Below are 18,196 nucleotides of genomic sequence, written 5' to 3'. Positions count from 1 at the left end.
GAACGCACCATGCTGCCGATCCGTCGCGATATCCGTTTTGCCTTGCCTGCCGAGCGCATCAAGAACTGGCACGAACAAGGGCCTGTGGTCAGCCATTTCTTCAATGCCCTGTCGTTGCTGTTTCCCCAGGGCGAGCTGTTCTTCATGGACAGCGTGCGCCACTACCGTGGGCAGATCGATGATGCCGAACTGAAAAAAGAGATCCAGGGGTTTATCGGCCAGGAGGCCATGCACAGCCGTGAGCACGTGGCCTACAACGACTTGCTGCAAGCGGCCGGCCTGCCGGCGCACACCCTTGACCGACGCTTGAAGTTCTTCCTCGACCTGCAGAAAAAACACCTGCCGCCATCGTTCAACCTGGCGGTGACCATCGCCCTGGAACACTACACCGCCATGCTCGCAGAAATCCTGCTGAGCGACCCGTCGCGCTTTGGCGACTCACTCAAGGGTTACCAGCAGATGTGGTACTGGCACGCCCTGGAAGAAACCGAACACAAAGCCGTGGCGTTCGATGTGTGGAACAGGGTGATCAAACCAGGGCCTGCACGTTACCTGCTGCGCACGGGGACCATGCTGACCACCAGCGTGCTGTTCTGGGTGGTGGTGCTGGATTTTCACGTGCGCCTGTTGATTGCCGACCGCACTTCGGGCGGCACGCTGAAGGGCTTGTGGCGCATGGTGAAGTTCTTGTATGGGCCCAAGGGGGTGTTTCCACGGATGTTCCGGCCGTGGCTGCATTATTTCAAGCCGGGCTTTCATCCTTGGGATCATGACAACCGAGCACGGTTGGCGGGCATTGACCGGTTGGTCGAAGAGATAGAGCGCACGCGCCGCAGCTATGAATCGGCCTAGTGCCAGGGATCAATCCTGCCGCCTGTAGGAGCGAGCTTGCTCGCGAAAAACGTCAACGATGACGCGTGCTTCCTGAATGAACGCGGCGCCTGTGAGTTCCTCGCGAGCAAGCTCGCTCCTACATAAAGCAATGAGGTTTACGCCAGGCTTTTGCTGACCACCTCAAACACATCGCTGGACAGCTCACCCGCACCCAGGATGCGCTCCAGCTCCGCTTTCATCAGCGCCTGCCGTGCGCTGTCGTATTTACGCCAGCGTGTCAGCGGCGCCAGTTGGCGCGAGGCGATCTGCGGGTTCAACGTATTGAGCTGGATCACCAGGTCCGCCAGGAAGCGATAGCCCGAGCCATCCGCCGCATGGAAGTTGATCAGGTTCTGCCCGGCAAATGCGCCCACCAGTGCGCGCACCTTGTTGGGGTTCTTGATGGTGAACGCCGGGTGCTCCATCAACGCCTTGACCCGTGCCAGCCCGCCCGGCAAGGTGCTGCCGGCCTGTACGCTGAACCATTGGTCCATGACCAGCGGGTTGTCCTTGAAGTTTTCGGCAAACACCGCCAAGGCCTGGGCTTTCTCTGCTTCGAACGGCGAGTTCACCAACACCGCCAACGCCGTCAGGCGTTCGGTCATGTTATCGCTGGTGTCGAACTGATCCAGGGTGGCCGCCAATACTTCTGGCTTGCCGCTGAGCATCAAGTAAGACAGCGCGATGTTCTGCAGCGCACGGCGGGCGAAGTGCTCGGCCTCTGCCACGTAAGGCGTTTGCTTGGACAGCTCGCGGTTGGCCTGGTAGCGCAGCCACAAGCCTTCGAACAGGTTGTCGGCCAGTTGCTTGCGGGCAAACTCGCGGGCAGCGTGGATGGCATCCACATCCGCCACTTCGCTGATTTCCGTGAGATAGGCTTCGCTCGGCAGCGAGAGCATTTCGGCGACCATGGCCTGGTCCAGGCTTTCATCGCTCAACACCGTGCGCAGCGCGTCGATCAAGCGCTGATCAAGCTTCAGCGGCTGGCCAGCCTGGTGTTGGCCGATCAGTTCCTGCAATACCTGCACAGCCAACTGCTGGCCAGCATCCCAGCGGTTGAAACCGTCGCTGTCGTGCTGCATCAGGAACATCAGTTGATCGCGGCTGTAGGGGAAGCTGAGCTTCACCGGCGCCGAGAAACCACGCAGCAACGAAGGCAAGGGTTTTTCAGCGATGTCGACGAAGGTAAACGTCTGCTCCGCTTCGGTCACCGAGACTACCCGCGAAGTGTCGCCCGCTGTCGCTTCACCGGCCAGGCGCAAGGCAATGCCGGCGCCCTGCCCGTCCAGCAAGCCCAGCTCCACCGGGATCACAAAGGGCAATTTCTCGACCTTGTCCGGAGTCGGCGGGCAGCTCTGGCGGAAGGTCAGGCTGTAGGTCTTGGCCGCCGCATCGTAAGCCTCGCTTACCGCCAGGCGCGGGGTACCTGCCTGGCTGTACCAGCGCTTGAACTGGCTGAGGTCGGCGCCATTGGCGTCTTCCATGGCCTTGATGAAGTCGTCGCAGGTCACGGCCTGGCCGTCATGGCGTTCGAAATACAGGTCGCTGCCTTTGCGAAAGCCCTCGGCACCGAGCAAGGTGTGGATCATGCCGACCACTTCCGAGCCCTTTTCATACACGGTCAGGGTGTAGAAGTTGGAGATCTCGATAAAGCTGTCCGGGCGCACGGCGTGGGCCATGGGGCCGGCATCTTCAGCGAACTGGTGGGTACGCAGGTACGCCACGTCCTGGATGCGTTTGACCGTGGCCGAGTTCATGTCGGCAGAGAAGCCCGAGTCACGGAACACGGTGAAGCCTTCCTTGAGCGACAGTTGGAACCAGTCGCGGCAGGTCACGCGGTTGCCCGACCAGTTATGGAAGTATTCGTGGGCGACGATGGCTTCGACGCGCTGGTGGGCGGCATCGGTAGCGGTTTCGGCGCGGGCCAGCACGGCGCTGGAGTTGAAGATGTTAAGGCCCTTGTTCTCCATGGCGCCCATGTTGAAATCGTTGACCGCCACGATCATAAAGATGTCGAGGTCGTACTCGCGACCATAGGTTTCTTCGTCCCAGCGCATGGATTTTTTCAGGCTGGTCATGGCGTGCTGGCACTTGTCGATATTTTCCGGCTCGACGTAGATGCGCAACGCGACTTCGCGGTTGGTCATGGTGGTGAAGCTGTCTTCGACGCACCACAGGTCACCGGCCACCAGCGCAAACAGGTACGCCGGCTTCTTGAACGGATCTTCCCAGGTCGCCCAATGCCGGCCGTCTTCGCCAGGGCCGCTGGCAATCGGATTGCCGTTGGACAACAGCACCGGGTAGCTGTGTTGCTCGGCGATCACCGTGGTGGTGAACACACTCATCACGTCCGGGCGGTCGAGGTAATAGGTGATCTTGCGGAAACCTTCGGCCTCGCACTGGGTGCAGAACATACCGCTGGATTTGTACAAGCCTTCCAGGGCGGTGTTGGTTTCCGGGTGGATCTTGACGGTGGTGTCGAGGGTGAAAGTCTCACTCTTTGGCTGCACCGTCAGGTGGCTGTCGGTCAACTGGTAGTCAACGTCCGTGAGCGGCTGGTCGGCCAGGTTGACACTCAACAGCTCAAGTTGCTGGCCATCGAGTACCAATGGAGGCAAACCGGCGCCGCGCTCGGGGTTGCGGCGCATCACCAACTGCGCGTGGACCAGGCTGTGGTCCTCGAACAACTCGAAGGTCAGGTGCGTCTCGTCGATCAGGTAGTCCGGCGCCTGATAGTCCTTCAGGTAAATCATCTTCGGTTGTTCGGTGCGCATGCTTGGGATCCTTCTACTGATGCACGGCGAGCTGGTAGGCCGTGTATTTACGAATGTTGATGACGCCGGTGTCGAAGATCAGGTATTGGCCCTTGATCCCCAGCAGCGTGCCTTCGGCAATCGGGTTCTTGTCCAGGTTGAAGCTGACGATCTTGGTCGGATACTGCTCGACCGGGTAGCGGATTTCAATCGGCTCGATGTCGGCAATGGTTTGGATGGCTTGCAGGCCAAAGCGTTCCTGCAAACCCAGCAAGCCCTCGGCGCAAGAGGCGAACAGCTCATCACGCACCTGCTTGAGGTCCACCGCTTGCGCGTCGCCCTTGAGCAAGGCGCGCCAGTTGGTCTTGTCGGCCACCTGGCTGCGGAACAGGTCTTCGACGAAGCCCGATTGCTGGCGTGTCGCCACGCGCATGATCGGCAGCGCCTGGCTGGCGCCCTGGTCCAGCCAACGGGTGGGCAACTGCGTAGCACGCGTAATGCCGACCTTGATGCCCGACGAGTTGGCCAGGTACACCACGTGATCGGTCATGCAGAATGTCTCGCCCCAGCCCGGATCGCGGCAGGTACCGGCGTCGTAATGGCAACGCTCGGGGCTCATGATGCACAGGTCACACTGGGCCAGCTTGGTCATGCAGGGGTAGCAGTAGCCCTGGCTGAAGCTGGTCTTGGTCTTGCGCCCGCAATGGCTGCAATGAATCGCGCCCAGGTATTCCAGGCGGATATGGGTACCGATCAGCGGATTGACCGGCACCTCGGTGTCGCCCAGGCGAAAGGCGTATTGAACGGTCGGCTCACCGAGCTGCGCCGACATTTTGCTGACTGCACCGCGACCAATTTCAATCAATGGATCGCATCCGACTTGAACAGGATATTCGGTACTGGCGCGGATTTGGACGCGCACTCCTGCGGGCCCATATAGCCGGTGCGCTGCTCTTCGGGCAGGTTCTGGATCTCCCAGGCGATCATCGCTTGCAACGACAATTCGCGCTGCTCGGCGGTGAGCTTGCGGCCATCGGACCATTTGCCGATCTCTACCGCGAGCTTGAGGCTCTCGTAGATGTCCGGGGTGATGTTTTCGATCATTTCAGCAAAAGAGGACATAAGGCTCTTCCTTATCAAAGAGACGCTTTGCGACGGTTGTACAAACCGCCGAGCAAACCCGTCAAGCAACCGATGACCAACCCGCCCACATGGGCCGCGTTGGCGATTTCGCCGAAACCGATCATCGAGACCAGCCCCGACAGGCAGAGCAACAACCACACCAGCATCATCACCAGCACCCCACGGGGCAGGCGATAGGCCGGGTTGGGCGACAATAATTGAAAGATCCAGCAGTGCCCGAGCAGGCCGTACAACACGCCAGACAAGCCGCCAAACAACCCGGGGCCACCGTAGGCGTATTGCGCGTAGTTGGAGGCCAGGCTGAACAACAGGGTCAGGCCCAGCAGGTTGATGCTGCCCTGGCGCGCTTCAATGCGCCGACCCAGCTCCCAGTACCACATGCCGTTCATCGCCAGATGCAGGATGCCGAAGTGGATCAGCATCGGCGTGACCAGGCGCCACCACTGCCCCGAGGCCAGCGTGTCGGCCAACGGTGTGAACTGGATGTACTCGCCCAGCACCCGGAACGGCAGGAAGGTCAGCCAGGCCATGGCTTGCAGGTTTTCACCCAGCAGGGTCACCGCACCCACAATCAGGCTGGCCAACAGCACCAGTGCGGTGACTGGGCTGTGGCGCACCTGCAAGACAAAGCCTGGCCGCGCAACCGGCGCCTGCTCGGGAATATCCAGTTGCTGGTCGGGGTCGCCAGCGGGGAAGCGTTGATACAACACGCGCACATCGTCGCTGATGGCCTCGGGCACCCACAGCACCTGTTCACCGGCCTCCTCGCTGACGCGGTGCGGCACCTGCATGCGGTGCAGCAACTTGACGAAACCACCCAGGTCAACGCTCAGGGGCAAGCGCAATACAGCTACGGTACTCATGGAATGGCCTCTGGTCGCTCAACGTCGACCCATACGAATTTACGCGGATCCAGCTGGGTTTCCTGGTCCAGCCGATACGCCACCAGCTTGCCGTACAGCACCGCGCTGTAGTCCAGGCAGGCCAGGTTCGGGCGGATCGGCGCCGGTTTGCCGCTGCGCCAGTAGTGGCCGACGAACAACAGCGGTTCATCGACGCCATAGCGCAGCAGGGAATTCTTTTGCGTGGACGACAATGGCGTGCGTGCCACCGGCTCTGGCAAGGCGTCGGGCTGGAACACGATGTCGCCGTAGGTCTTGGGGTCGTCTTCCCAGAACTTGGTGCGAAAGAACGACCGCGTCAGGCCATCGCCACCGGTCAGGGTGAGCCCATCGGGCAGGCGCATATCGGTGCCGCGCAACAGGCGATCGAATGCATTGCAGGCAAAACTGCCCGGTACGGCGGCGGCTTGCAGGAAGTGTTGGTCGATGCAGCCGTCCGGGAAGGTCGCGCGCAGCGGCTGGATAAAACTGTCATCCCAGCACGCGTGCACTACGCGAAAACGCCCGGCGTCGACAAACAGCGGCATGTCGTAGAACCAGCCGAGGAAGTCGTGCCAGTCGGCCGGGTGGTGTTCGAACTGCGTCAGGGTCTCTTGGATCAAGCGGGCGTGGCGCGGGTTGTGCTCACGCACGAACTGCTTGCCACTGCCCGGCGGGGCCGGCGTGGTCCAGCCCAACGCATTGAACTCGTGGTTACCCATGATGCACAGCGCCTGGCCGGCCTCGGTCATATCGTGGACGATATGCAGCGCCTCACGGATGCGTGGGCCACGGTCGATGATATCGCCCAGGAACACAGCCATGCGTGACGGATGGCGCCAAGTGCCGCCCTGCTTGTGGTAACCCAATTGGTCGAGCAAGTGCTCAAGGGTATGAGCGCAACCGTGCACGTCACCAATCAGGTCGTAGCTACGCGCGGGATCGAGCATCAGTCGCCTCCACCTCCCAAGCGGCTGCCCCAGCCCAACTTGGTACGGCACACTTCGTAGTAGTTGTGATCCAGCGGGTGGATCAAGCGCAACTTCTGTGCCTTCTTGCTCACGGTGATGGTGTCACCGGGGGCGCAGGTGAAATGGTTCTGCCCGTCGCAGGAGACTTGCGGGTAGATTTGCATGTCTTTGGACACCACGATTTTCAGCTCACTGTTGCCATCGACCACAATTGGCCGACTGGACAACATATGGGGGTACATCGGCACGATCACAATGGCATCGAGCTTGGGATGCATGATCGGGCCTCCCGCCGACAGCGCATACGCGGTTGAGCCGGTAGGCGTGGCGACGATCAGGCCGTCAGCCTTCTGGCTGCACACGAACTGGCCGTCGATATACAGTTCGAACTCAATCATCCGCGTGGATTTGCCCGGGTGCAGCACCACATCGTTGAGGGCATCGCCCTGGCCGATCGCCTCGCCATGGCGGCGCACTTCGGCCTGCAGCAGGAAGCGGTTCTCCACCAGGTAATGGCCGTCGAGCACCTTGGCCACTTCGACTTCCAGCTCATCGGGGCGGATGTCGGTGAGGAACCCCAGGCTGCCGCGGTTGATCCCCAGCACCGGCACGTTATGCCGCGCCAGCGCCCGGGCGGCGCCGAGCAGGCTGCCATCGCCACCGACCACGATGACCATGTCGCACACCTCGCCGAGCATCTTGCGCGACGAGGTTTGCAGGCCGTGGCCAGGGAGGATTTCAGCGATGGTGTCTTCGAGGATCACATGCAGGTGGCGCTCGAGCAGAAACTTCTTCAGCCGGCGGACGGTGTCCAACACCTGGGTACTGCCCAGGCGACCGATAATGCCGATATTGCGAAATTGCTCCATGGGGCTCCTGCGGGATCTGGGGTGAGGCAAAAAGAGCGATTATGGGCGAAAGGCCGTCTCAGGCAAAATCCTTTGTCGCCGCCAAGCCTTGATGACAATGGTTCTCAGGCACCTTCTGCACGCTGAAAAGGCTATGCTCGGACCATGACCCCATTCCCCGACTTGCACACCCTGCCCCGCCAACTGCGCCACCCCGAGGTGCGCGACCTGGCGTGGGTGATGCTCGCACCACCGATGCTGGCGCAGACGCCTTGGCCGCAGCGCCATCCGCTGGCGGGCAGTGACTGGGTGCAAGCCCCTCACCAACTCGAAGCCTGGCTGCGCCAGCTGGACCAGGACAGCAGCGCGTTGCAGCAGTGGCTGAGCCTGTCACGTACCCGGCGCCTGGGCCTGTACTACGAGCGCTTGTGGCAATTTGCGGTGCAGCAGGCGCCGGGTGTGGAGTTGCTGGCCGCCAACCTGCCGATCCGCCGTGCCGGGCACACGCTGGGCGAACTGGACATGCTGCTGCGCGACCGCGATGGGGTGCACCACCTGGAACTGGCGATCAAACTCTACCTCGGCCCGCAGGACGGCAACGGCCAGGACGCTACGCAATGGCTGGGGCCTGGCTGCCATGATCGGCTGGACCGCAAACTCGCGCACCTGGCCGAGCATCAATTGCCAATCTCCGCGCGGGCAGAAAGCCGCGAGGCATTGGCGGCGTTGAGTATCCAAGCGTTCGATGCGCATTTGTGGCTCGGCGGCTGTCTGCTCTACCCCTGGCCCGGCGCGGCGCACTCCCCCCTCGGCGCTCACCCGCAGCATCTGCGTGGGCGCTGGTTGCATCAGCGCGACTGGACAGACTTTGTCAGCACCCGCCCGGCGGGCCGCTGGCAACCCCTGCCCCGCCATGCCTGGCTGGCGCCCGCGCATTACCCGGCCGATGAAGTGTGGAGTGAGGTGCAGATGCAAGGTTGGCTGGCAGAGCTAGACCCAATGGCCCCGGCGCAGTTGCTGGTGCGCATGGTGCCGAACGGTGAGGAGTGGGAGGAAGCCGAGCGGTTGTTTCTGGTGGCTGATCTTTGGCCGAATGTGCCGGGGACAGGCTGATAGGTGTGGGGTGTTTGAGGGCCTCATCGCAGGCAAGCCAGCTCCCACAGTTTGACCGCGCCGCTGGCTTGCCTTTTGTAGGAGCGAGCAAGCTCGCTCCTACAGAATTGACCGCAGCGCCGATTCCATGTGGGAGCTGGCTTGCCTGCGATGGCGATAGCCCAGGCGCTACAGCTTATCGATGTGCTGATACTCCAACTGCAACCCCACCGCCAATTCCTCAGCCCGCCCCAACCTGATCGGCCCACGCTCGATGTCAATCAACATGCCTGGGCACTCCAATCGCGGCAGCGCACCAATCGCCTTGAGCCTCCCATCGGTCACCACCAGTAGCTTCTGTTGCTCGGCGGGATAGCGCTTGCGTCGCGCCGCCAACCAATGCCCCGCCTCGGTCAGCGCAGCCAGCAACGGCGTGCCCCCGCCCGCCCCCAACTGCTCCAACCAATCGGACAAGCCTTTCGCCGCCTTCAAACCTTGCACCTGCCACTTCGGCGATTGCCCGCTGGCCGTCAATAACGCCATGCGCGCCCGTTGGCGATAAGCATCATCAAACAGCTGGGCCAGCAGCCCCTTGGCATCGGTCAGTGCCCGATGGCGCCGCGTGGACGCCGAGGCATCGACAATCACCAGCCACAGTTCAGGAGCCGACCGGCTGCGCAGGTGGAACAGCAGGTCCTCACGGCATTGCGGCCGCCCACCCAGCAACGTGCCCGGCCAATTGATCGCCCCGCGCTGTGCGCTGCGGGCCTTGCCCTGCCTGCCGGTGTTCAATCGCCCCGCCTGGGGCCGGGCATCCGCCCCCGCGTCAGGTCGGGGGCGGATGCCTAGGGCTTTTTTGGCCAGGTGGGTACATCGCGGCGTGCGCCCGTGGGCAAGGCGGGGGCGAGCATATCGCCCCACTGGCCTTGGCCGGGCGAGGTATCAGAGGGTGACGATGACGGCCCGTCATCCGGCTGGGGCGGCGCGCCTGCCGGGGTTTGCTGCTGGCGGCGATGGCGCAAGGCGAACTCCGCCACCGCGTCGATATCTTCCTGCTCGATAGCAGCGGCGCCACGCCAAGCCGCATGGGCACGGGCGCCACGCAACCAGACCAGGTCGGCACGCAGGCCGTCGACCCCTGCGGCAAAGCAGCGCTCGGTGATGCGGGACAACGCCTGGTCATCCAGGGCGATACTGTCTAGCCGTGCCCGTGCCAGGGTGCAGCGTTCGCGCAAGGCAGCTTGCGCTGGCGCCCACTGCGCGCAGAACGCTGCCGGGTCAGTGTCGAAATCCAGGCGACGCCGGATGATCTGCCCGCGCTCGGCGGGCAGAGTCTGCCCGCTCAAGGCCACGTTGAAGCCGAAGCGGTCGAGCAACTGCGGGCGCAACTCGCCCTCCTCCGGGTTCATGGTGCCGATCAGTACAAAGCGCGCCGCATGGCGATGGGAAATCCCGTCGCGTTCGATCAGGTTGGTGCCGCTGGCGGCTACGTCCAACAGCAGATCCACCAAGTGGTCGGCCAGCAGGTTGACTTCATCCACGTACAGCACGCCGCCGTCAGCCTTGGCCAACACACCCGGGGAGAATTGCGCACGGCCTTCGCCCAGTGCTGCGTCCAGGTCCAGGGTGCCGACCAGGCGCTCTTCGGTCGCCCCCAGGGGCAAGGTTACAAACTGACCGCTGGCCAGCAGGTCTGCCAGCCCACGGGCCAGGGTCGACTTGGCCATGCCCCGTGGCCCTTCGATCAGCACGCCGCCGATCTTCGGGTCGATGGCGGCCAGGCACAGTGCCAGTTTCAAGTCGTCGGCGCCGACCACGGCGGACAGCGGAAAATGGGGAATGTCAGTCATAGTCAACTCTTAATAACGCGTTCAAACGCTCCCGCGTGGGAACGCTTCGCTGGACGCTCGGCGTCCGTTCTTGTGACGCAGAGCGTCACGGGCTGCATTCCCACGCGGAGCGTGGGAACGATCAGCAGAGTGTGGGAATGATCAGCGGAGCGCGGGAATGATCACTCAGCTGTCTTCTTCTATGTCCAGCAACAGGTTTTCCAAGGCTTCGCGGTACGCCCCCGGTGCCTGCCACAAGCCACGTTGCTGGGCTTCGAGCATGCGCTCGGTCATGTCGCGCAGGGCATCGGGGTTGTGCTGTTGCACAAAGGCACGGGTGTCAGGGTCCAACAGGTAGGCATCGGCGAGCAAGGCGTATTGGTGATCGTCAATCAGCGCAGTGGTAGCGTCGAAGGCGAACAGGTTGTCCACAGTCGCGGCCATTTCAAACGCGCCTTTATAGCCATGGCGCTTCACGCCCTCGATCCACTTGGGGTTGGCCGCACGGGAACGGATCACCCGGTTGAGCTCTTCCTTCAAGGTGCGGATTTTCGGCACGTCCGGCTGGCTGTGGTCGCCATGGTAGCTGGCGGCCTTTTCGCCGCTCAGGGTTTCCACGGCGGCCAGCATGCCGCCCTGGAATTGGTAGTAGTCGTTGGAGTCGAGCAAGTCGTGCTCGCGATTGTCCTGGTTCTGCAACACCGCCTGCACCTGGCTCAAACGCTGGGCAAATTGCTCGCGGGCCGCAGTGCCTTCGTCAGCGCCACCATAGGCGTAACCACCCCAGTTCAGGTAGACCTCGGCCAAGTCCTCGCGGCTCTGCCACAAGCGCCCGTCAATCGCGCCCTGCACGCCCGCGCCATAGGCACCCGGTTTGGCGCCGAAAATGCGCCAGCCGGCCTGCTTGGCCGCGGCACCTTCATCCAGGCCCGCCTCAAGCAATGCTTGGCGTTCACTGCGTACTTTGGCGGCCAGCGGGTTCATGTCGTCGGGTTCATCCAGGGCGGCCACCGCCTGCACCGCCGCATCGAACAGGCGGATCAGGTTGGCAAACGCATCGCGGAAGAACCCGGATACGCGCAGGGTCACGTCCACCCGCGGGCGGTCCAATAAGCTGATCGGCAGGATCTCGAAATCGTCCACCCGCTGACTGCCAGTGGCCCATACCGGGCGCACGCCCATCAGTGCCATGGCCTGGGCGATATCGTCACCGCCGGTGCGCATGGTCGCGGTGCCCCATACCGACAGGCCGAGCTGGCGCAGGTGGTCGCCATGGTCTTGCAGGTGCCGCTCAAGAATCAGGTTGGCCGACTGGAAACCGAGACGCCACGCCGTGGTGGTTGGCAGGTTGCGTACGTCCACGGTAAAGAAGTTACGCCCCGTAGGCAGCACATCCAGCCGACCGCGACTCGGCGCACCGCTGGGCCCGGCCGGGACGAAACGCCCATTCAAGGCATCGAGCAAGCCGCGCATCTCTGCGGGGCCGCAGGCATCCAGGCGTGGCGCGACGACAATGCGCAGGCTTTCGATCACCGACTTCACCTCCTGCCAGCCGGGCTCTTCCAACTGTTCGATGGGGCCTTCCAACGCCTGCTCGATCAAGCGCGCCGCGTACAACTCCAGACGTTCACGGGTATCCCCGGCCGTACGCCACAGCTGATCGTCAATCTTCTGCAACACCAACGGGCGCCGCCCCGTCCAGGGCTCGGCCAGTGCACAATCGAGCGGATCAAACCCCAGGTCGAATGCCTTGGCCAACACACGCAGCAGGCTCGACTGCGGGCCCCGGCCATCGCCACGGGGAATGCGCAACAGCGCCAGCAAGGTGTCGATACGCAAACGGCCCTCGGGCGACTCGCCAAAGATATGCAGGCCATCGCGGATCTGCGATTCCTTCAAGTCGCACAGGTAGGTATCCAGGCGCGGCAGCCACACCGCCGCGTCCGCCTCACTGCCCAGTTCAAGCTCCTGGTCGATACGGGTTTCGCGCACCAGCTTGAGGATGTCTTTTTGCAGCTCCAGCGCACGGCGCGGGTCAAGCAATTGCGCCTCGTAATATTCGTCGGCCAATAACTCAAGGTCACGCAGCGGGCCGTAGGTTTCGGCGCGGGTCAGCGGTGGCATCAGGTGATCGATGATCACCGCCTGGGTGCGCCGCTTGGCCTGGGCGCCCTCACCCGGGTCGTTGACGATAAACGGGTAGACATTCGGCAGCGGCCCCAGCAATGCATCCGGCCAGCAGTGCTCCGACAGGCCCACGCCTTTGCCGGGCAGCCACTCCAGGTTGCCGTGCTTGCCCACATGGATCACGCCGTGGGCGCCGTAGGTATGGCGTAGCCAGAAATAGAACGCCAGGTAGCCATGGGGCGGCACCAGGTCCGGGTCGTGGTACACCGCGCTGGCATCTACCTGGTAACCCCGGGCCGGCTGGATGCCGACGAAGGTCAGGCCCAGGCGCAGGCCGGCGATCATCATGCGGCCATCGCGGCACATCGGATCGTTTTGGGGGGCACCCCAACGCGCCAGCACGGCCTGGCGATTGGAGGCTGGCAAACGATCAAACATCGCCTGGTATTCCACAAGGCCCAGGCTTTGATGGCAGGGGCGCAGGTCGAGGCTGTCGAGATCGTTGGTGACGCCGCCGAGCAGTTCCTGGATCAGCGCGGTGCCGCTGTCGGGCAGCCGCTCCGCTACCGGGTAGCCCTCGATTTGCAAGGCGCGCAGGATATTCAGCGCTGCCGCCGGGGTGTCCAGGCCCACGCCGTTACCGATGCGACCGTCGCGGGTCGGGTAGTTGGCGAGGATCAACGCAATCCTTTTCTGGGCATTGGGCACCCGCGCCAACTCGACCCAACGGCGTGCCAGCTCAGCGACAAAATCCATGCGTTCGGGCGCTGCGCGGTAGCACACCACGTCCGACTGGCTGCGCTCGCTGCGCCAGGCCAGGTCCTTGAAGCTGATCGGCCGGCTGATGATGCGCCCGTCCAACTCCGGCAAGGCAATGTGCATCGCCAGGTCGCGGGGCCCCAGGCCTTGTTCGCTGGCCTGCCAGCCGGGTTGGTTGTCCTGGGCGCAGATCGCCTGGATTACCGGGATATTGCGGCGAAACGGGCGCAAATGCGGCGCTTCCGGGCTCGATTGGGCAAAGCCGGTGGTGTTCAGAATTACCGCGGCTTGCACGTCATCCAACAGGTCCTCGACCACCGAGAGGCAGCCGGGTTCTTTCAAACTGGCCACCGCGACAGGCAACGGGTTGAGGCCCGCCGCCTGTAAGCGCTGGCAGAACACATCAATAAAACCGGTATTGGCAGCCTGTAAATGGGAGCGGTAGAACAGCACCGCAGCCACAGGCCAATCGGGCTGCCAATCGGCCTGCCAGTCATTGAGGCGGGCATTGGCGTTGTGCGGGTGATAGATCGCCGTGCGCGGCAGCGCTTGTGGCTCGGCCCAGGCATAGTCGCAGCCCAGGTGGACACTGGCCAGGCAGTGATAAAAATCCAGGGCATTGCCCAGGCCACCTTGGCGCAGGAAGTGCCACAGACGCTCGCGGTGTTCGGCAGCAACAGTGCTCAGGCCGCTGAGTTCCGGGTCCGGACGGTCGTCACCCGGCACCAGGATCAGGGTGACGCCACGTTCGGCCAACTCCACCAGGCGCTCGATGCCGTAGCGCCAATACCCGATACCGCCGTGCAATGACAGCAGGATGACCTTGGCGTGGCGCAATACCTCGTCGACGTACAGGTCAACCGAGGCATGGTTCTGCACCTGCATCGGGTTGGCCAGGCGCAGGCTGGGGTAATCCTCGGGCAATTGCTGGGCGGCTTCGGCGAGCAGCGCCAGGCTGGAATCGCCGCTGCACAGGATCACCAGTTCAGCGGGGGTCTGGCCAAGGTCGGCAATATTGTCGTCCGCGACGAAACCACCGGGTTGGGTCCTGAGCAGGTGCATGGTTAAACGCTGAGGGCAGCGCGTAATTGCGCTTCGAGGCCAGCGGCGTCCAGTTCCTGGCCGATCAGCACCAGGCGCGTGGTGCGTGCTTCGTCAGCGCCCCAGGCACGGTCGAAGTGTTTGTCAAAGCGCGTGCCCACACCCTGGATCAGCAGGCGCATCGGTTTGTTGGGGATCGCGGCGAAACCTTTCACCCGCAGGATGCCGTGCTGCACCACCAATTGGGTCAGGGCGTCGAGCAGCAGCGCCTCATCGGCTTGGGGCAAGTCGATGGAGATGGAGTCAAAGGCATCGTGATCGTGGTCGTCTTCACCCTCGTGGTGATGGTCGTGATGGCTGTGACGCCCGTCGATATGCTCTTCGGAACCGGCGCCCAGGCCGATCAGCACGTCCAGGGGCAGACGACCGCTGCTGGCTTCGATGATCTTCACCGCCGGCGGCAGTTCTTCGGCCACTTCCAGTCGCACACGGGCCAGGTCTTCGGCGCTGATCAGGTCGGATTTGTTGAGGATCACCAGGTCAGCGCTGGCCAGTTGGTCGGCGAACAGTTCGTGCAAGGGTGATTCGTGGTCCAGGTTAGGGTCGAGTTTGCGCTGGGCGTCGACCTGGTCCGGGAAGGCGGCAAAGGTACCGGCGGCCACGGCTGGGCTGTCGACTACGGTGATCACCGCGTCAACGGTGCAGGCGCTGCGGATTTCCGGCCACTGGAAGGCTTGCACCAACGGCTTGGGCAGGGCCAGGCCCGAGGTTTCGATGAGGATATGGTCCAGGTCACCGCGACGGGCGACCAGTTCGCGCATCACCGGAAAGAACTCTTCCTGCACGGTGCAGCACAGGCAACCGTTGGCCAGCTCGTAGACGCGGCCATTGGCCTCTTCTTCGGTGCAACCGATAGAACACTGCTTGAGGATTTCCCCGTCGATGCCCAGCTCGCCGAACTCGTTGACGATCACCGCAATGCGACGGCCCTGGGCGTTGTCGAGCATATGGCGCAACAACGTGGTTTTGCCCGAGCCAAGGAAGCCGGTAACGATGGTGACGGGGAGTTTGGCCAGTGTTTTCATCGGATGCCCTTTGGGGCGGGCATACGGGACGACAGGCCCTGCGGCAGCGCGCAGCAGCGGATTCGTCACCGGATCACCCCGCCCGGTTGAATTGGAAAATCGGTTGCGAGGCAGGTCTCCTGGCTTGGGGTGTGCAGGTCTTGCGACCAATGCTGACTGCGCCTTCCCGCCCTATCGGCAGTGGCGTGGCAGTCAACTGAACCCTTCACAGTTGCGGGGGCAGCCGCGGCTTGAACCGCGTTCCCTTCTTAGCTTCGGCCTGGGCCGAAGAACCTCGAAGGTGCAAGGCTACAGTGGCTTGCAGCATTTGACTACCGTCCCGGCCCATGCTCTCCTACACGCCTTGTTTCGGGTGCCCTTCACAGGGTGAAACGGGAAACCGGTGCGTCATAGACCTATGACCAGTCCGGTGCTGCCCCCGCAACGGTAAGCGAGCGAAGCGTCACGGCCACTGTGCTTTTGCATGGGAAGGCGATGCTTTCAGGAGGACTCTTTCAAGAGCCGCCCCTCGCAAGCCCGGAGACCGGCCCGAAAAATTCAGATAACAAACCCGCGGTGGGCGGGCGCTGTTCAGAACCCTGCGTGCCTGGCGCGTGGGGTTTTCATGCGCTCGTTTCACCCTGACACCTGAAAGGGACGCGCCATGTCGATCATCAGCAGCACTTCGCACACCGCTACTAGCACCGCCACCCTCAGCCAACGCCTGACCGCCGCCATCGGTGCGTCGATCCTTGGCGCGTGCCTGGTGTATTTCGCCGGGTTCTCGCATATCGAGGCGGTGCACAACGCCGCCCACGATACCCGCCACAGCGCTGCGTTCCCGTGCCATTGAGAGCTGCCGACATGATCAAGCGTATTGCGCAAACCGCAGGGTTCACTGGGCTTTTGGCTGCCTTGCTGCTGACCCTGCTGCAAAGTTTCTGGGTGGCACCGCTGATCCTGCGGGCGGAAAGCTTTGAAAAAGCCCCGCCAGCCGCCGAAATGGTGCACGAGCACGCCGCTGGCGCTGCTGCCCACAGCCACGATGCCCAAGCCTGGGAGCCGGAAGATGGCTGGCAGCGTGTGTTGTCCACCACTGGAGGCAACCTGGTGGTGGCCGTAGGCTTTGCACTGATGCTCGCCGGCCTCTACACGCTGCGTGCGCCGACCCGCACCGCCCAAGGCCTGCTCTGGGGCCTGGCCGGCTACGCGACCTTTGTACTGGCCCCCACCCTGGGCCTGCCACCGGAACTGCCGGGCACTGCGGCCGCGGACCTGACACTGCGCCAGACCTGGTGGATCGGCACCGCAGCCTCCACCGCCGCCGGCCTGGCGCTGATCGTGTTCGGTCGCAATTGGCTGTTGAAAGGCCTTGGGCTGGCGATTCTTGCCGTGCCCCACGTCATCGGCGCGCCGCAACCTGAGGTACATTCGATGCTGGCCCCGGAGGCGCTCGAAGCGCAGTTCAAGATCGCCTCGCAATTGACCAACGTCGCCTTCTGGCTGGCCCTGGGCCTGATCAGCGCCTGGTTGTTCCGCCGCAACCGCGACGACCAATACTCGGCATGATGCTGGTTGTCGGTTTGGGCTGCCAGCGTGGCTGTGAGGTTCACAGCCTGCTGGCGTTGCTGGACGGAGCCCTGGCCGCGGCAGGCATTGATCGCTCACGCATAACTGCGCTGGCAAGCATTGATCGCAAGCGCGATGAACCTGGGCTGCTGGCGCTGGCCCAGCGGTTGAACCTGCCCTTGCAGTGCTTCAGCGCCGAGCGACTGGCGGACTATGAGCATCGGCTAAGTCATCGCTCAACGCTGGCGTTTGCCCATACCGGCTGTTATGGGGTGGCCGAAAGCGCCGCCCTGGCCCTGGCCGAGCACCTGTCCAATCGCCATGCGCGCCTGCTGATCACCCGCCAGAAAAGCGCACAGGCCACCCTTGCATTGGCCTGCGCGGGCTAAAATCCCGATAATTGCCGCTTTTGAGCATGAGCCGTGTTCATGCTCACCCGTTTCTGAACAGGACTTCTCCATGACCGTCTACTTTATCGGCGCCGGCCCCGGCGACCCGGAATTGATCACCGTCAAGGGCCAGCGGCTGATCCGCAGTTGCCCGGTGATCATCTACGCCGGCTCGCTGGTGCCCGCCGCCGTACTGGAAGGTCATCAGGCGCTCCAGGTGGTCAACAGTGCCGAGCTGCACCTGGAACAGATCATGGAGTTGATCAAGATGGCCCATGCCAAAGGCCAGGATGTGGCGCGGGTGCACTCCGGCGATCCCAGCCTGTATGGGGCGATTGGTGAACAAATACGCCATTTGCGTGAGCTGGGCATCCCTTTCCAGATCATTCCAGGGGTCACGGCGGTCGCGGCGTGCGCGGCCTTGCTGGAGACCGAACTGACCCTGCCGGACATCGCCCAAAGCGTGATCCTGACCCGTTACGCCGATAAAACCAGCATGCCCCCCGGTGAAGACTTCGACAGCCTGGCGCGACATGGCACCACGATGGCGATTCATCTGGGGGTCAATCATCTGCAGAAGATCGTTGCTGAACTGTTGCCGCACTATGGCGCAGACTGCCCGATTGCCGTGGTACACCGTGCCACCTGGCCGGATCAGGATTGGGTGGTCGGTACGCTGAGTGACATTGCCCAGAAAGTCGCGGCGAAGGGATTTCGGCGGACAGCGTTGATTGTGGTGGGCTGGGTGTTGTCCAGTGACAGTTTCAGCGAGTCGTCGCTGTACCGCGCAGGGCATGCGCACCTCTACCGCCCCTGAAGCAATGCGAACAACAATGTGGGAGCTGGCTTGCCTGCGA

At 63.0% G+C, this 18,196-nt stretch carries 16 protein-coding genes and 2 riboswitches; of the genes, 6 read left to right on the top strand and 10 right to left on the bottom strand.

What is annotated here, in order from left to right; all coding sequences use genetic code 11:
- The first annotated feature begins 9 nt into the window (after positions 1-9).
- Positions 10-852 carry a metal-dependent hydrolase gene (locus tag ACTJLA_RS17675; protein WP_034126050.1) on the top strand — a complete coding sequence of 281 codons (843 nt, stop codon included), beginning with the start codon at positions 10-12 and terminating at the stop codon, positions 850-852.
- Between the two features lie 137 nt (positions 853-989).
- Here ACTJLA_RS17675 and pepN read toward each other — a convergent pair whose 3' ends face one another.
- From pepN to ACTJLA_RS17645, 6 genes are read right to left on the bottom strand one after another with little or no spacing between them, the layout of a single operon-like run.
- Positions 990-3,647 carry an aminopeptidase N gene (gene pepN, locus ACTJLA_RS17670; protein WP_236454673.1) on the bottom strand — a complete coding sequence of 886 codons (2,658 nt, stop codon included), beginning with the start codon at positions 3,645-3,647 and terminating at the stop codon, positions 990-992.
- 13 nt (positions 3,648-3,660) lie between these two features.
- Positions 3,661-4,491, bottom strand: a complete 831-nt coding sequence (locus ACTJLA_RS17665) for a DUF2797 domain-containing protein (protein WP_072434501.1) — start codon at positions 4,489-4,491, stop codon at positions 3,661-3,663.
- Positions 4,488-4,748 carry a YeaC family protein gene (locus ACTJLA_RS17660; RefSeq protein ID WP_003190750.1) on the bottom strand — a complete coding sequence of 87 codons (261 nt, stop codon included), beginning with the start codon at positions 4,746-4,748 and terminating at the stop codon, positions 4,488-4,490. The genes ACTJLA_RS17665 and ACTJLA_RS17660 overlap by 4 nt, the downstream gene beginning before the upstream one ends.
- Before the next feature lie 14 nt (positions 4,749-4,762).
- On the bottom strand, positions 4,763-5,632 hold the full coding sequence (locus ACTJLA_RS17655; RefSeq protein ID WP_440841733.1) for a rhomboid family intramembrane serine protease: 870 nt from the start codon (positions 5,630-5,632) through the stop codon (positions 4,763-4,765).
- On the bottom strand, positions 5,629-6,603 hold the full coding sequence (locus ACTJLA_RS17650) for a metallophosphoesterase (protein ID WP_161793215.1): 975 nt from the start codon (positions 6,601-6,603) through the stop codon (positions 5,629-5,631). The genes ACTJLA_RS17655 and ACTJLA_RS17650 overlap by 4 nt, the downstream gene beginning before the upstream one ends.
- Positions 6,600-7,490 carry an NAD(+) kinase gene (locus ACTJLA_RS17645; protein ID WP_003217892.1) on the bottom strand — a complete coding sequence of 297 codons (891 nt, stop codon included), beginning with the start codon at positions 7,488-7,490 and terminating at the stop codon, positions 6,600-6,602. The genes ACTJLA_RS17650 and ACTJLA_RS17645 overlap by 4 nt, the downstream gene beginning before the upstream one ends.
- A 144-nt stretch (positions 7,491-7,634) precedes the next feature.
- On the opposite strand from ACTJLA_RS17645, the gene ACTJLA_RS17640 reads away from it, so the two are divergent.
- A complete protein-coding gene (locus ACTJLA_RS17640; RefSeq protein ID WP_440841729.1) occupies positions 7,635-8,582 on the top strand; it encodes a DUF1853 family protein in 948 nt (315 codons plus the stop codon).
- Between the two features lie 168 nt (positions 8,583-8,750).
- On the opposite strand, the gene ACTJLA_RS17635 is transcribed toward ACTJLA_RS17640, so the two are convergent.
- The 4 genes from ACTJLA_RS17635 to cobW all read right to left on the bottom strand — a co-directional run bounded on the left by ACTJLA_RS17635 (position 8,751) and on the right by cobW (position 15,402).
- A complete protein-coding gene (locus ACTJLA_RS17635; RefSeq protein WP_054897518.1) occupies positions 8,751-9,353 on the bottom strand; it encodes a vWA domain-containing protein in 603 nt (200 codons plus the stop codon).
- Between the two features lie 53 nt (positions 9,354-9,406).
- Positions 9,407-10,411 carry an ATP-binding protein gene (locus ACTJLA_RS17630; protein ID WP_440841727.1) on the bottom strand — a complete coding sequence of 335 codons (1,005 nt, stop codon included), beginning with the start codon at positions 10,409-10,411 and terminating at the stop codon, positions 9,407-9,409.
- A 165-nt stretch (positions 10,412-10,576) separates the two neighbouring features.
- A complete protein-coding gene (cobN, locus tag ACTJLA_RS17625) occupies positions 10,577-14,338 on the bottom strand; it encodes a cobaltochelatase subunit CobN (RefSeq protein ID WP_440841725.1) in 3,762 nt (1,253 codons plus the stop codon).
- Between the two features lie 2 nt (positions 14,339-14,340).
- Positions 14,341-15,402 carry a cobalamin biosynthesis protein CobW gene (cobW, locus tag ACTJLA_RS17620; RefSeq protein ID WP_054920821.1) on the bottom strand — a complete coding sequence of 354 codons (1,062 nt, stop codon included), beginning with the start codon at positions 15,400-15,402 and terminating at the stop codon, positions 14,341-14,343.
- A gap of 92 nt (positions 15,403-15,494) precedes the next feature.
- A riboswitch (cobalamin riboswitch) is annotated at positions 15,495-15,694 on the bottom strand.
- A gap of 41 nt (positions 15,695-15,735) precedes the next feature.
- A riboswitch (cobalamin riboswitch) is annotated at positions 15,736-15,948 on the top strand.
- A 97-nt stretch (positions 15,949-16,045) separates the two neighbouring features.
- Here cobW and ACTJLA_RS17615 point away from each other — a divergent pair.
- The 4 genes from ACTJLA_RS17615 to cobM all read left to right on the top strand — a co-directional run bounded on the left by ACTJLA_RS17615 (position 16,046) and on the right by cobM (position 18,156).
- Positions 16,046-16,234, top strand: coding sequence for a CbtB domain-containing protein (locus tag ACTJLA_RS17615; protein WP_003190735.1), 189 nt, complete (start codon positions 16,046-16,048; stop codon positions 16,232-16,234).
- Positions 16,235-16,245: 11 nt separating this feature from the next.
- Positions 16,246-16,950 carry a CbtA family protein gene (locus ACTJLA_RS17610; protein WP_440841722.1) on the top strand — a complete coding sequence of 235 codons (705 nt, stop codon included), beginning with the start codon at positions 16,246-16,248 and terminating at the stop codon, positions 16,948-16,950.
- On the top strand, positions 16,947-17,339 hold the full coding sequence (locus tag ACTJLA_RS17605) for a cobalamin biosynthesis protein (protein WP_198791217.1): 393 nt from the start codon (positions 16,947-16,949) through the stop codon (positions 17,337-17,339). Before ACTJLA_RS17610 ends, ACTJLA_RS17605 begins: the two co-directional genes overlap by 4 nt.
- 70 nt (positions 17,340-17,409) lie before the next feature.
- A complete protein-coding gene (gene cobM, locus ACTJLA_RS17600; RefSeq protein ID WP_252950885.1) occupies positions 17,410-18,156 on the top strand; it encodes a precorrin-4 C(11)-methyltransferase in 747 nt (248 codons plus the stop codon).
- The last annotated feature ends 40 nt before the right edge of the window (positions 18,157-18,196 follow it).

It is taken from the genome of Pseudomonas sp. 22072 (assembly GCF_052046095.1).
Classification (GTDB): domain Bacteria; phylum Pseudomonadota; class Gammaproteobacteria; order Pseudomonadales; family Pseudomonadaceae; genus Aquipseudomonas; species Aquipseudomonas paracarnis.
The sequence above is the reverse complement of the archived record's forward strand: the minus strand, read 5'-3'. Positions and strand labels throughout refer to the sequence as shown.

Coding starts and splice junctions, on each gene's coding strand:
- ACTJLA_RS17660 (WP_003190750.1), bottom strand. CDS start 4,748: ATGTCCTCTTTTGCTGAAATGATCGAAAACATCACCCCGGACATCTAC.
- cobW (WP_054920821.1), bottom strand. CDS start 15,402: ATGAAAACACTGGCCAAACTCCCCGTCACCATCGTTACCGGCTTCCTT.
- cobN (WP_440841725.1), bottom strand. CDS start 14,338: ATGCACCTGCTCAGGACCCAACCCGGTGGTTTCGTCGCGGACGACAAT.
- ACTJLA_RS17605 (WP_198791217.1), top strand. CDS start 16,947: ATGATGCTGGTTGTCGGTTTGGGCTGCCAGCGTGGCTGTGAGGTTCAC.
- ACTJLA_RS17610 (WP_440841722.1), top strand. CDS start 16,246: ATGATCAAGCGTATTGCGCAAACCGCAGGGTTCACTGGGCTTTTGGCT.
- ACTJLA_RS17645 (WP_003217892.1), bottom strand. CDS start 7,490: ATGGAGCAATTTCGCAATATCGGCATTATCGGTCGCCTGGGCAGTACC.
- cobM (WP_252950885.1), top strand. CDS start 17,410: ATGACCGTCTACTTTATCGGCGCCGGCCCCGGCGACCCGGAATTGATC.
- ACTJLA_RS17655 (WP_440841733.1), bottom strand. CDS start 5,632: ATGAGTACCGTAGCTGTATTGCGCTTGCCCCTGAGCGTTGACCTGGGT.
- ACTJLA_RS17675 (WP_034126050.1), top strand. CDS start 10: ATGCTGCCGATCCGTCGCGATATCCGTTTTGCCTTGCCTGCCGAGCGC.
- ACTJLA_RS17615 (WP_003190735.1), top strand. CDS start 16,046: ATGTCGATCATCAGCAGCACTTCGCACACCGCTACTAGCACCGCCACC.
- ACTJLA_RS17630 (WP_440841727.1), bottom strand. CDS start 10,411: ATGACTGACATTCCCCATTTTCCGCTGTCCGCCGTGGTCGGCGCCGAC.
- pepN (WP_236454673.1), bottom strand. CDS start 3,647: ATGCGCACCGAACAACCGAAGATGATTTACCTGAAGGACTATCAGGCG.
- ACTJLA_RS17640 (WP_440841729.1), top strand. CDS start 7,635: ATGACCCCATTCCCCGACTTGCACACCCTGCCCCGCCAACTGCGCCAC.